Source organism: Pontibacter sp. MBLB2868 (genome assembly GCF_051904785.1).
Lineage (GTDB): Bacteria > Bacteroidota > Bacteroidia > Cytophagales > Hymenobacteraceae > Pontibacter.
The window spans coordinates 2036291-2048761 of the sequence record NZ_CP196710.1; the positions used below are offsets into that span (position 1 = coordinate 2036291).

Consider the following 12471-nt stretch of genomic DNA (forward strand, 5'->3'; position numbering starts at 1 on the left):
TTTAGCTTATACCAGTATTCTCACCGGGTTCTCCAGCAGGTTCTTAAACGTTTGCAGGAAGGCAGAACCAACAGCTCCATCCACAACACGGTGGTCACAGCTAAGTGTTACCTTCATCACGTTACCGATCTGGATATTACCATTTTTCACAACCGGAATCTGCTTGATGCCACCTACTGCCATGATGCAGGCATCCGGTGGGTTGATGATGGCTGTAAATTCTTCAATGCCGAACATCCCCAGGTTAGAGATTGTGAATGTGTTTCCTTCCCAGTCAGATGGCTGCAGTTTCTTGCTCTTGGCCTTGCCTCCCAAGTCTTTTACCTCAGCAGCAATAGCAGAAAGCGATTTGTAATCCGCGTTGCGCACAACCGGTACCAGCAGACCTTCTTCAACGGCCACAGCCACACCAATGTTGATGTGCTTGTTGTAACGGATCTTATCGCCTAACCACGAAGAGTTAACCGCAGGGTGCTGACGCAATGCTGCAGCAGCAGCTTTGATCACTAAATCGTTGAAGGATACCTTTACCGGTGATACTTCATTGATGCTTACACGCGCTTCCATTGCCTTATCCATGTCAATCTCCATGGTCAGGTAGAAATGCGGTGCCGTAAACTTGCTCTCAGCCAGGCGGCGGGCAATTACCTTGCGCATCTGCGATACTGCTACTTCTTCGTAAGCTTCGCCTGGCGCTCCTGGCACAGCAGACGGAGCAGCCTGTGGAGCAGCGGCTTTCTGAGGAGCTGCAGATGGTGTAAAGTTCTCTATGTCGCGCTGAACAATTCTTCCGCCTTCACCAGTACCTTTAATATCAGCAAGGTTAAAGCCTTTTTCTTCAGCCATTTTTTTGGCCAGCGGAGAAGCCTTGATACGGCCACCTTCCGCCTTAGCACCTTCTGTCACTTTTTCAGCAGACTCAGGTCCTGGCACTTTTTCTGTTGTTACCTTATCTGACGTAACGTCTTCCACGCTTTCTTCTATGGCAGCATCAGATTTAACGTTTTCCTGGCGCGATTCCTTGTTTGAAGAAACTGCATCAAGTAATGTTTTGTAATCCGCGCCTTCCTCACCTATGATGGCGATAATGGCATCTACTGCAACAGAATCACCTTCGTTAACACCAGTATACAGCAGGGTTCCATCTTCGTAAGACTCCAGTTCCATGGTCGCCTTGTCGGTTTCCACTTCAGCCAGTATATCACCAGCTTTCACTTTATCGCCTTCTTTCTTCTGCCAGCTAACAAGTACACCCTCTGTCATGGTATCACTCATTTTCGGCATCCGGATTACAGAGGCTTTGATATTGCTGGTATCTACAGAAATTTTAGCAGGAGCTTCTTCTTTAGAAAGAGCTGGTTTGGTTTCTTCTTTTTTCTCTTCTTTCTTTTCTTCGGACTTCTCCTCTTTGGCAGCTGGTTTACCACCACCTTTTACTTCATCCAACAAGCTGGAGATGTCTTCACCATCTTTACCGATAATGGCTATAACAGCATCTACAGGCACAGAATCACCTTTTTTCGGACCAATATATAAAAGTGTTCCATCTTCATAAGATTCCAGCTCCATCGTTGCTTTATCAGTCTCTACTTCGGCAAGAATATCGCCCGCACTAACTTTGTCGCCTTCTTTCTTCTGCCAAGATGCAATAACACCCTCAGTCATTGTGTCGCTCATCTTAGGCATTCTTATAACTTCAGCCATAAATATCGTGTTGTTTAATCGCCTAAATCAGGTCTTGTCTTATCTGCCCAAAATTAGATTTAAAAATATTTTATTCAAACTATATGCACCTAATTTGTTCGATTGCCATCAGTACCTTCTGCTTCAGGTATGCTTTTTTTCAGATGAGTCACATCGCAGTACTTCTTTACGGTGAACATTGTGCCGGTAAAATCCAGCTGATACAGGCATAGGTTCTGGTGCAAAAATTCGTCCATGCACCGGAGCGGGAAGTGCAGGATAGTACATAAAAGTATGCGCATAGCCCTCCCATGCATACAGATGAGTACATTTTTTTCCTCGGGCCGGCTCAACAACAACTCCATGAACTCCTGCTGCCTTTCAGACACCAGGTCAGGGCTTTCGCCCCCTTCTATACACACATTCGTTTCGCCATCGCACCAACGCTGCAGCATATTATGGTAATACTCATCTTCTTCTGGTGTTATGCGCGTTCCTTCGCGGGTACCCCAGTTAATTTCGTTAAGCCCGGCATGTTGCTCATGAGGGATGCCCAAGTCAATGAAATGCTGCACCGACTGAATACTACGCTTCAGAGTAGAAGTATAAACTTTATCAAAAGGGATGTCTTTATACATCGCGAAGAATTTCTCTGCCTGCTCTCTCCCTACCTCATTTAAATTAGAATCTACCCCACTGCCTTGCACAATGCCCTGCAGGTTATAGTCTGTTTGCCCGTGGCGTATAATGTATACTTTCTTAATACTCAAAATTCCTCTACTTTTGCCTACTTAACAATTAAACCGCGAATATATAAATCGCAGCCCATGCACAAAACTTCTATTACGTTAGATACCCTGAATGAGTGGCGGAAAAATACCATGGTTGAGCACCTGGGCATTGAGATCACGGAGTTCGGAGAGGGCTATATATGCGGCAAAATGCCTGTTGACCACCGCACGCACCAGCCCATGGGCCTATTGCATGGCGGAGCTTCCGTGGCACTTGCTGAAACCCTTGCTAGCATTGGTGCAAACATTCATGTTGATCAAACTAAAAAAGCCTGCGTTGGTTTAGAAATTAATGCCAATCATGTACGTAGTATTCGCGAAGGCTGGGTTTACGGACGATCAACTGCGCTTCACCTGGGTAGAACAACCCAGATATGGGAGACAACCATCACAAATGAGGCCGGAGAAACTATATGTCTCAGCCGCATGACAGTGGCTGTTATAGATAAAAAATAAATTATGGGTGCTAAACCCCTTATACTTTCCATAGAAAACATTTTCCGGACAGCCATCGCACAAAACAGGGCGGTGGCTGTTTGGCGCTTACCCCAGACACAGGAGGTGCAGGTGTGCGTCTCTTTACAGGATAACCTCCACAACAGCCAGCCACAATTGGAGCAAAGTAGCTTCGGCTTCCTTTTCTGCCCCTTCCAGGAATCCGGAGAACATCAGAATAATTTTATTAAAGCAGATGTTCATTTCAATGCAGCTACCGAAGTCCTAAGTTATGCAACAGATGCACCGGCCACTGCTCTGAAAGATTTTCAGGAAGCACACTCCTCCCCTGGCATTGGTAAGGCAGAATGGCATACGCCATCCACTTTTTCAGATCAGAAGCAGCAGACTGAAGCGGGTTTTGTAACAGCTGTGGAGAGAGCCATCGAAACGATAGCTGCAGGTGCAATGGAAAAGGTTGTCTTGTCAAGAAATGCACGGGAACAGCTTACTCCTTCTTTTTCGCCTCTTGCGGCTTTTGAGGCCATAGAACAGGCTTACCCCAGGGCTTTAGTTTCCCTGGTTTCTGTGCCTGGTACTGGCACCTGGATGGGGGCATCCCCGGAAATATTAGTAAGTATAAACCAGGAGCAGGTGTTTCATACTGTTGCACTGGCAGGAACGCAACCTGCCGTAGCGAATGTAGCTGACGCTATCTGGCGACAAAAGGAAATAGAGGAACAGGGAATGGTGGAACGCTACATACTGAGCTGCTTTAAAAAGCTGCGGTTACGCGATTATACCGAAGTTGGCCCCCGAACCATTGTTGCCGGAAACCTGATGCACCTCCGCACCGACTTTAAAGTAGACCTGAAAGAAGTGGATTTCCCTACCCTGGGAACCGATATGCTCGCCCTTTTACACCCTACTTCTGCTGTTTGCGGCCTCCCGAAAGAACCGGCCCTGCAATTTATACTTGCTCACGAAGGGTATGACAGGAGCTACTACAGCGGCTACCTGGGTCCGGTTGGCAGCGATACCGGAACGCATCTTTTTGTTAACTTACGTTGTATGGAAATATTACAACATGATGTGATGCTTTATGCCGGGGCAGGTATAACCGGTGATTCTAACCCTCAAAAGGAGTGGCAGGAAACACAGCACAAAATGCAGACCATGCGGCAGATTCTGTCTAATTTTAAGTAAGCGCACTGTAGCAGCCTCTCACGCACACAAACCATGATCATACAACCTGTTGTTAATATTGCAGAAATCTGCGCACAGAAAGGGGTAGAGAACGTTATTCTTTCACCGGGATCCCGCTGTGCCCCGCTTACGATTTCCTTTGCACGACACAAAGACCTGAAAGTACGCACGGTAAGTGATGAAAGAGCAGCTGCTTTTATTGCCCTGGGCATGGCTCTCACATCGGGCACACCAACAGTACTGATATGCACGTCCGGCACGGCGGCTTTAAATTATGCTCCTGCTGTGGCAGAGGCTTATTTCCAGCAAGTACCGCTGCTTATACTTACCGCTGACCGTCCACCGGAGTGGATTGACCAGTTAGATGGTCAAACAATCCGGCAGCAGGATGTTTACGGACGCCACATCAAGAAAAGCTATACTTTCCCGGTTGATTTTTCTAATGACGATGCTGTCTGGCACAGCGAGCGTATCGTTTCTGAAGCACTGAATGAAGCGGTTGCTTTTCCTGCAGGCCCTGTGCACATCAACGTGCCGCTTCGTGAACCATTTTACCCCGCTACAGGAGAAGTCATTGAATTTGGAAAGAAGATAAAGGTGATTAATGAAGAGGAATCTGATTTTACCCTTAGCCCCAGCCTGTCACTTAAATTACAGGAAGAGATACTTCGGTACCGAAGGGTTCTTGTTGTGGCTGGCCAACAGGCTTTCGACGCTGGCTTTCTTCAAAGTATCCATGCTTTTTCCGAATCAACGGGTGCACTTGTTGTGGCTGACATCATCAGCAACCTGCAGAAATTACCACAGGCGGTGCGTTTTCAGGATGTATTCTTAGCCTGCCCCGACACAGAAAAGCTGCGTACACTTCAGCCCGATCTGCTGATCACTTTCGGAAAATCAATTATCTCTAAAAGCCTCAAACTATACCTCCGTAACCACAAACCTGAAGCGCACTGGCACATTCAGCCTGCTGGTCAGGTGGCAGATACGTTTCAGTCCCTCACCAAGATAGTGCGATGCAATGCCAGTAGTTTTTTCGCCGGTTTAACGGGGAGCACCAAGATCGATGCTTCTTTCAGAAATGCCTGGAGAAGTATGGAAAGTAAAGCGGGCGAGTTCCTGAATTCCTATGTAAACAAGGCAGGATACCAGGAATTAAGTATAGTGGCTGCAGTACTGAAGCAGCTTCCGAAAAAAAGCAACCTGCACCTGGCTAATAGCATGGCCGTACGGTACGCAAATATTTTAGCCTTACAGCCGGAGCAGGAAGTGGAGGTTTTTGCCAACAGAGGCACCAGCGGCATTGACGGTAGCACGAGCACAGCGGTGGGATGTGCGCTTACCAGTTCTGCTGTCACCACCCTCATTACCGGCGACCTGGCATTTTTCTACGACCGCAACGCACTATGGCATAATTACATGCCCCAAAACCTGCGCATCGTGCTCCTGAACAACCATGCAGGAGGAATATTCAGGCTGATAGACGGACCAAAGCAACAACCGGAGCTGGAGCCATACTTTGAAACAGTTCAGGTGTTGAATGCCGAGAATACGGCCAGGGATTTTAACCTGGCTTACACGGCTGTACATTCTCTTAAAGAACTTGATAAAGCCCTCGAATCTCTCTTCGCAGCAGATTCAGGAGCGGGTTTAGTAGAGGTATTTACAGAAAGCCCCGTTAATGCAGATGCCTTTAATGAATACAAGAAAGCCGTCCGGAATATAGCCTTTTAACTAGCGCGTTTCCAAGTTATCCACTTTGTGCTTAAAATCGTTTAATCTATTAAAAACCAAGATGTTTCACTAAACGATTTTTAATCATGAACCTATCACACGACATGCACAAGGTAGAACATTGGGCTGACACGCACCATCCTGTTTGGGTTGATTTCTTACGGATAGGCCTGGGAATTTTTCTAATGGTGAAAGGCTTTATGTTCATTCAGGATACGCAGGCATTATTCAGCATAATGCGTAAAAGTGAATTCCCTTGGGTATCAATCGGATTGGCGCATTATGTAGCTTTTGCTCACTTGGTTGGTGGCTTTTTCATTGCTATTGGCCTTATTACCCGAATAGCGATCTTATTTCAATTTCCGATATTACTTGGGGCCGTTTTCTTCATAAACCCTGAACGCGGGTTTTATTCCGAAAACACCGAGCTATGGACCTCCATCATTGTACTGGTTCTGCTCATCTTCTTCTTCATTTTCGGGTCAGGTCGTTTTTCAGTAGATCGGTTGATCCGCAAGTCAAAGAAAGACTGGCTTTATTAATAATTAGGGTTATTTAGTGTTATAAGTTAAATTGCATAAAGCAGGCAGAGGTTTATACCTTTGCCTGCTTTGTTTGCTTAAGTTCAACTTTGCTCCCATTTTTGCAAGTGTAAGTAAGCACATTTCAAACCAGAAACAACTCCAACTGCCTGTTGTTAACAGGATAAGAAAAGAGGAAATAGATAAATGACTGAAAAGCACCTGTTACTCAACGGCAAAAAATTCTACTTCGACGAGATCGCCAGCTACTCTTTTAGAAACAGCATTCCCCTGAATGGTTATGAAACCAAAACTCTGGAGTTCTGCCGTAACTGGCTGAATGGTGTGCAGGAGTTCCCGATCCAGACCTCCGGCTCCACGGGTATTCCTAAAACGATACAACTCACCCGCCAGCAAATGGAGCACAGCGCCCGACGCACCATCAAGCTGCTGGGGCTGCAGCAAGGAGACTGCACCCTGGTTTGCCTAAACACAGAATATATTGCCGGTATGATGATGCTGGTGCGGGGATTTTTGGCGGAACTGCAAATGATCATTGTTGAACCGATTGGTAACCCACTTACTTTGGTTGATCGAAACGAGAAAATAGACTTTGCCTCTTTTGTGCCGATGCAGTTGCATACCATACTTCATGAATTGCCTGAAGCGCTGCCACAGTTAAATGGAATGAAAGGTATTTTAGTTGGAGGGGCCCCTGTGAACCCAACGCTGCAACGGGAACTGCAACGTATAAAAGCGCCTGTCTTTCATACATATGGCATGACAGAAACAGCCTCACATATCGCGCTGCGCCGCCTGAACGGTTTGGAAGCCGCAGAATATTACCAGGTGCTTGATCATATAAAAGTAGGTTTGGATAAACGTGGCTGCCTGACCATTAAAGGTGATGTTACAAATAATGAGCTATTAGTGACCAACGATATTGTAGAATTATTAACACCTAAACAATTCCGCTGGCTTGGCCGCATCGACAACACTATTAATTCGGGTGGGGTTAAGGTGCAGGTCGAAAAAGTAGAGCTTGCCGTGGCAGAGGCATTCGTTGAGCTTCCTGACTCCCCAAGGTTTTTTATTGCCGCTCAACCGGACGAAGTTCTTGGTGAAAAGGTGGTTCTGATCCTGGAAGGAAATCCGCTTGCTGCGGAAGTTGAAACACAGTTGCTTACTAAACTCAAAGGCATGCTTCGTAAGTTTGAAGTACCTCGTGAGGTATATTATAGCCAGGCTTTTTCCGAAACGGCGACAGGCAAGATCTCACGGCAGCGCACCATGCAGAAACTGGGCCTACATACCGATTAAACCTACAAAAGATAACAGCAGGCGCATACGTCCGTAGAAAGTGTTCAACCAACTACGTAAAAACGATGCGGATTAAACTCACAAGCGTTTGCGCTTTGTTCCTACTGATAAGTACTACCGGCTGTAACAGCAGGCTCTTTACCTCAAAAGCGCCTGTAGAACTAGAGCAAGCCTGGGCTACAGATAACTCCTTACGTACCCCCGAATCCACGCTCTATGATGCACAACGAAACGTAATTTACGTTTCAAACATCAATAAAACGTCCGGAAACAAAAAAGATGGAGATGGTTTTATATCCAAGATCAGCAATAACGGTGAAATTGAAGAGCTGTACTGGGTTTCAGGTTTAAACGACCCCAGAGGCATGGCCCTGCACAACAATGTACTATACGTGGCCGATGTGGATGCAGTAGTGGCTATCTCCACACAGACCGGCGCTGTACTAGGCCGTTATGATGCCGAGAAAGCAAAATACCTGAATGATGTGGCCGCTGATAATTCAGGCAATATATACGTGACTGATTCAGATCAAAAGCGAATTTACCTGCTGCGTAACGGCAAAATGAGCACCTGGATGGAGAACACTGATCGTGAAAAACCAAATGGCATTTATTTAGATGGAGATCGCATGATAATCGCCTTCATGAGCAGTGGCGATGTAAAATTTCTTGATCCTGAAACAAAGAACTGGACGAAATGGACTGAAGGTATTCGATCTGCAGATGGCATTGCTGAAACCGGAACCGGAGATTACCTGGTATCCAGCTGGGACGGAGAAATATACTTTGTGAACAGCGAAGGAAAAAATTGGAAGATCCTGGACACGAAAAGTAATAACGTAAACGCTGCCGATATCAGCTATGCAGACAGGCTTGGCCTGGTGCTGGTGCCAACGTTTAACGATAATAGAGTGGTCGCTTACAGACTATCAAGGAGGTAAACACGTTATAGAATAACTGTTATAATGTTGAAGTGGGGCAGCTGCACAGGTCAGTGGCAGCTGCCTTAATTTTTTCTATAATTTTTTAAATGAAACAGCTTCCTTCACTTCATATCCTCAATGGCGATGCTACTATACCTGCTTTTGAGGCTGCCTCCTTTCCCGGTCAGACTATTATCTGGCGCGAAATACTATCTGAAGGACCAGTTCTTGCATCGCTGCCGGAGGCTGAGTTCTGGAGAAAAAGGCAGGAATTTATTAGCAGTTCGTTCAAAGAAACTCCTGAAAGATATAGTGAAAAAGTGCTGCAGGAGGTATCTAAACTAAAAGAGCCCTCATCATTTTTTGAAATCATACTTTGGTTCGATGCCGACCTGATGTGCCAGTTGAACCTGTTATACCTTTTACAATATCTGCTTGAAAAAAATCATCAGTTAGTATCGGTTTGCACTCCACCACCCAATCATTCTATTGGGCTTATGAAACCAGGAGAACTGCAAAGTATCTTTGAAAAAAGGACCCAGCTTTCAGAGTTACAGTTAAAACAGGCAAGTGAGCTCTGGCAACTTTATGGTAGTCATGACCCAGTTAACCTGCAACTTTACCTGGAGCAGCGGGAGTTGCTGCTCCCTAATATTGGCAACGCCCTGAAGCTACACTTTACTAGATTTCCTGATTGCCACACCGGCTTAAGCCAACCCGAAACAATTATTTTGAATTTGATTGCAGGAGGTATCGATACTGTAGAGGCACTGATGCAACAGTTCTGGCACGAGCATCCGGCCTATGGCTTTGGTGACGCACAGATTGAACAAATACTGCACCGCCTACAACCGGATCTGGTACAAGGGAAGAAAACGCTGCGTTTAAGCTTTTTTGGTGAACGCGTTTTGCAGGGCCTGGCCTCGTCTATGCCAAAACCGCACTGGCTGGGAGGCGCAAAAATTGACTCATCAAATCACTTTTGCTTTAATAAATCGACAAATATGTTAAAAACATCTACCCCTCATAAATAACTCTGGCCTAAAATATGCTTAACAGAAGGTAAAGACACATTTTAAACTCTGTTACATATGAATATCAAGCCAAATATCATCCCTGCATTTTTGTGTTGCCTTACGATAGCTGCTACCAGCATGGCTGCTTTTGCCCAAACCAACCCGCTACCGAGGCAGGAACAGGAGCATATTCTTGTTACATCAGATCAAAAAAAAGAAGGGGGTTCAAGATCAGAATCGCTTTCTGGAATTAACTTGCTGGCTGGCCCTAAAGGAACTTTCCAGCTTGACTTTTCGCAGGACCTGGACGAGAACGCGATGTTACAGATAACGGATGCAGCGGGAAAATTGGTTTTTAATAAACCGATCAGTATTGCTAATAACCAAAACGCCTGGCGCTATAATGTTGGTAAACTAAAGCCAAGCGTTTATCTGGTTGAGGTAAAAACAAGCGATACCACTTACTGGACAAAATTTAAAGTAGGAAACTAAGCGCTGAACGAGCGATACATAACCACAACTTAAATTCCATTGCTGATGCGCTTTTAAAGTATACTTGCAAAGCGCATCAGCAATGGAATTAGTGTTTTGAACTCCAAACCTTAACGGCATCGTAGAGTAAAGAAGCGGCAAGCTTGGCTGTACGATGATCAATATCATAGGCCGGGTTAAGCTCTGCGATATCCAGGCTTAGCAGCTTACCACTTAGTATCACATGTTTCATTAACTTCTTAATTACTTCCGGCTGTATACCAATTGCATTTACGGCACTAACACCTGGTGCATAACATGCTGCAAACACATCCATATCAATGGTAACATATACTTTTTCCACCTGCGCCAGGAAATCGTTCAGCTCCTGCTTTAGCTGGTGAAGATTGTATAAATGCACATCATCTGCTGTGGTGTAGTTAACATCCAGCTTATTGGCTGTCTGGTATAGCTTTCGTGTATTCCCATACTCCTGCAGCCCGATCACCTTGTATATAAAAGACTTGTTCTGGTTCTGTAACCTGTCAGCGATCTGTAAAAAGGGTGAGCCGGAACTGGGCTGCTGTTCATAACTGCGCAGATCGAAGTGTGCATCAAAGTTGAGGATACCCAATGTGTGCTCCTCTGAAAACTTCTCAATGCCTAAAAAGTGTCCGTATGCAACCTCGTGACCGCCTCCAAGCACTAAAGGTTGATAGCCGTTCTCCAATAATAAAGTTATTTTTTTACCTAGCTGCTCCTGCGCTTCTTCCAGGTTCTGATTCGTGCAAATAACATCTCCTGCATCAAACAATCTGACCGTATCGGGCAAGTGATAGGCAAAAGAAGATAAAGCAGCTCGAATGGCTGCAGGCCCTTCCGCTGCACCCACTCTACCCTGGTTCCGCTTTACGCCTTCGTCGCAGCAAAAACCAATAAACGCAAAACTCAACTCACCAGGCACTACCGGGCTTAATTGTTCTGTGAGGTTAAGCAGGCCTATAGCCTGGTGCCAGCGTAATCCGGCTTCACCATCGTGAACGTCAACGCGCCCTTTCCAGGCTTCATTTGTACTTGGTTTATACATGTGCCTAATAGTTAATTAATGTCTTTCAAAACCCCTCTTTTCCATATCCTGGTTGGCTTTAGCTTGCCCTGGAAGTATAGAATCTCTTTGTAATTGTTAGTCGGAAAACCGATCATATCGGCTAAATAGTCTCTTTTAAAGATACCCCGATCCTGCAAATTAAGTGCGCGGGCAGCACGTGAGGTGATACCTGCTAGTGTTTCAGCCATCGATAATTTTTCAGAGGCTCCTAACAGCGCAGCCTGTAAAAGTAAGTCGCCCATCGGGGCAGAGCCGGGGTTCCAGTCAGTTGCAATGGCAACACATAGTCCACCATCCAGCATCTTACGTGCCGGAGCATAGTGCATGCCTAAACCCAATGAAGCTCCCGGCAATACAGTTGCCACAACCCCGGCAGTACGCATCAGTTCTATCTCTTCCTCTCTGCTGGCTTCCAGGTGATCAGCACTTAAAGCGCCCACTTCGCAAGCCACCCTGCTCCCTCCGGTAGTAAACTGGTCAGCATGCACTGTAATATCAAACTCAAGCTTCCTCGCAGCCAACAGGTATTCCATGGAGTCTGCTTCAGTAAATGCCGTATCCTCGATAAAAATATCGACCCGCTTAGCCAGACCTTGTTCCTTTAACACAGGCAAGAGATCATTCAAAATGCAGTTCAGGTATATTTTAGAGTCAGTGAACTCAGGTGGCCGCATATGAGCTGCCAGGCAAGTAGGGATCAGGTCAATAGTATGATGTTTATTTACCAGCTGTATCGCCTCCAACATCTTAATTTCATCATCTACGGATAAGCCATAGCCACTTTTTACTTCACAAGTAGTCACACCCTCCTGCAAATGCCGGTCACAACGCTTTTTCATGAGGTTAACCAGCTCAATAAGTGTTGCTTCACGTGTCTTCCGAACACTATCCAGAATTCCTCCGCCACTGCGGGCTATCTCCAGATATGATTTTCCTGCAACACGCATGGCATAGTCGTTTGCCCTGGATCCGGCAAAGCATATGTGGGTATGCGCATCAATCAGGCCGGGCAGCAACACCATAGGTTCGTTTATGGTTTGTAACTGATAATCCTGTTGCTCGGCCTCCTGCATCAGCTTTATATAATCCCCTACTTTTACAATCTTCTCCCCCTGCACTACTACCCCCGCCTGCTCCAGAACATGTAGTTCATCGTCTAATATCGGCCCTGCCTCAGGCAAGTGAGCCATCGTAACGATTTGAGAAAATGGTCCGATTAACGTATGGGCTGATGTATTATTCATAGTTAATGTGTGGTTGAAT

Annotated in this window: 12 protein-coding genes; 8 read left to right on the plus strand and 4 right to left on the minus strand. The window is 45.9% G+C overall.

Translation table 11 applies throughout. The features are described from left to right. Positions 1 to 6 precede the first annotated feature (6 nt). Together ACSX1A_RS08715 and ACSX1A_RS08720 are read right to left on the minus strand one after the other, a co-directional pair. Positions 7 to 1704 (minus strand): pyruvate dehydrogenase complex dihydrolipoamide acetyltransferase, encoded by a 1698-nt coding sequence (locus ACSX1A_RS08715; protein WP_439883241.1) that lies wholly within the window; start codon positions 1702 to 1704, stop codon positions 7 to 9. A gap of 89 nt (positions 1705 to 1793) precedes the next feature. After that, a complete protein-coding gene (locus ACSX1A_RS08720; protein WP_439883242.1) occupies positions 1794 to 2453 on the minus strand; it encodes a histidine phosphatase family protein in 660 nt (219 codons plus the stop codon). Positions 2454 to 2510: 57 nt separating this feature from the next. Between ACSX1A_RS08720 and ACSX1A_RS08725 the strand changes: the two genes are divergently transcribed. The 8 genes from ACSX1A_RS08725 (at position 2511) to ACSX1A_RS08760 (ending at position 10121) form a co-directional block, all read left to right on the plus strand. Continuing rightward, positions 2511 to 2930 carry a hotdog fold thioesterase gene (locus tag ACSX1A_RS08725; protein WP_439883243.1) on the plus strand — a complete coding sequence of 140 codons (420 nt, stop codon included), beginning with the start codon at positions 2511 to 2513 and terminating at the stop codon, positions 2928 to 2930. A 3-nt stretch (positions 2931 to 2933) separates the two neighbouring features. Next, the gene (locus ACSX1A_RS08730; RefSeq protein ID WP_439883244.1) at positions 2934 to 4115 is read left to right on the plus strand and encodes an isochorismate synthase; all 1182 of its coding nucleotides are present in this window, start codon (positions 2934 to 2936) and stop codon (positions 4113 to 4115) included. A gap of 33 nt (positions 4116 to 4148) precedes the next feature. Continuing rightward, positions 4149 to 5849 (plus strand): 2-succinyl-5-enolpyruvyl-6-hydroxy-3-cyclohexene-1-carboxylic-acid synthase, encoded by a 1701-nt coding sequence (menD, locus tag ACSX1A_RS08735; RefSeq protein WP_439883245.1) that lies wholly within the window; start codon positions 4149 to 4151, stop codon positions 5847 to 5849. Positions 5850 to 5935: 86 nt separating this feature from the next. Further along, positions 5936 to 6391, plus strand: coding sequence for a DoxX family protein (locus ACSX1A_RS08740; RefSeq protein ID WP_439883246.1), 456 nt, complete (start codon positions 5936 to 5938; stop codon positions 6389 to 6391). Between the two features lie 186 nt (positions 6392 to 6577). Further along, on the plus strand, positions 6578 to 7690 hold the full coding sequence (locus tag ACSX1A_RS08745) for an AMP-binding protein (RefSeq protein ID WP_439883247.1): 1113 nt from the start codon (positions 6578 to 6580) through the stop codon (positions 7688 to 7690). Between the two features lie 65 nt (positions 7691 to 7755). Continuing rightward, positions 7756 to 8631, plus strand: coding sequence for an SMP-30/gluconolactonase/LRE family protein (locus ACSX1A_RS08750; RefSeq protein ID WP_439883248.1), 876 nt, complete (start codon positions 7756 to 7758; stop codon positions 8629 to 8631). A gap of 89 nt (positions 8632 to 8720) precedes the next feature. Then, positions 8721 to 9647 (plus strand): DUF1835 domain-containing protein, encoded by a 927-nt coding sequence (locus ACSX1A_RS08755; protein WP_439883249.1) that lies wholly within the window; start codon positions 8721 to 8723, stop codon positions 9645 to 9647. Between the two features lie 57 nt (positions 9648 to 9704). Then, entirely contained in the window at positions 9705 to 10121 is a 417-nt protein-coding gene (locus ACSX1A_RS08760; RefSeq protein ID WP_439883250.1) for a T9SS type A sorting domain-containing protein, read from the plus strand. Between the two features lie 88 nt (positions 10122 to 10209). Here the strand turns inward: ACSX1A_RS08760 and hutG are convergent, their stop codons facing one another. Both hutG and hutI read right to left on the minus strand, forming a co-directional pair. Then, positions 10210 to 11187 (minus strand): formimidoylglutamase, encoded by a 978-nt coding sequence (gene hutG, locus ACSX1A_RS08765; RefSeq protein ID WP_439883251.1) that lies wholly within the window; start codon positions 11185 to 11187, stop codon positions 10210 to 10212. Positions 11188 to 11198: 11 nt separating this feature from the next. Beyond that, positions 11199 to 12452 carry an imidazolonepropionase gene (gene hutI, locus ACSX1A_RS08770; RefSeq protein WP_439883252.1) on the minus strand — a complete coding sequence of 418 codons (1254 nt, stop codon included), beginning with the start codon at positions 12450 to 12452 and terminating at the stop codon, positions 11199 to 11201. Between the last annotated feature and the right edge of the window lie 19 nt (positions 12453 to 12471).

Bases quoted from the DNA above. Each gene is read 5' to 3' on its own strand.
- ACSX1A_RS08715 (WP_439883241.1), bottom strand. From the start codon at position 1,704: ATGGCTGAAGTTATAAGAATGCCTAAGATGAGCGACACAATGACTGAG.
- ACSX1A_RS08725 (WP_439883243.1), top strand. From the start codon at position 2,511: ATGCACAAAACTTCTATTACGTTAGATACCCTGAATGAGTGGCGGAAA.
- ACSX1A_RS08730 (WP_439883244.1), top strand. From the start codon at position 2,934: ATGGGTGCTAAACCCCTTATACTTTCCATAGAAAACATTTTCCGGACA.
- menD (WP_439883245.1), top strand. From the start codon at position 4,149: ATGATCATACAACCTGTTGTTAATATTGCAGAAATCTGCGCACAGAAA.
- ACSX1A_RS08740 (WP_439883246.1), top strand. From the start codon at position 5,936: ATGAACCTATCACACGACATGCACAAGGTAGAACATTGGGCTGACACG.
- ACSX1A_RS08745 (WP_439883247.1), top strand. From the start codon at position 6,578: ATGACTGAAAAGCACCTGTTACTCAACGGCAAAAAATTCTACTTCGAC.
- ACSX1A_RS08750 (WP_439883248.1), top strand. From the start codon at position 7,756: ATGCGGATTAAACTCACAAGCGTTTGCGCTTTGTTCCTACTGATAAGT.
- ACSX1A_RS08755 (WP_439883249.1), top strand. From the start codon at position 8,721: ATGAAACAGCTTCCTTCACTTCATATCCTCAATGGCGATGCTACTATA.
- ACSX1A_RS08760 (WP_439883250.1), top strand. From the start codon at position 9,705: ATGAATATCAAGCCAAATATCATCCCTGCATTTTTGTGTTGCCTTACG.
- hutG (WP_439883251.1), bottom strand. From the start codon at position 11,187: ATGTATAAACCAAGTACAAATGAAGCCTGGAAAGGGCGCGTTGACGTT.
- hutI (WP_439883252.1), bottom strand. From the start codon at position 12,452: ATGAATAATACATCAGCCCATACGTTAATCGGACCATTTTCTCAAATC.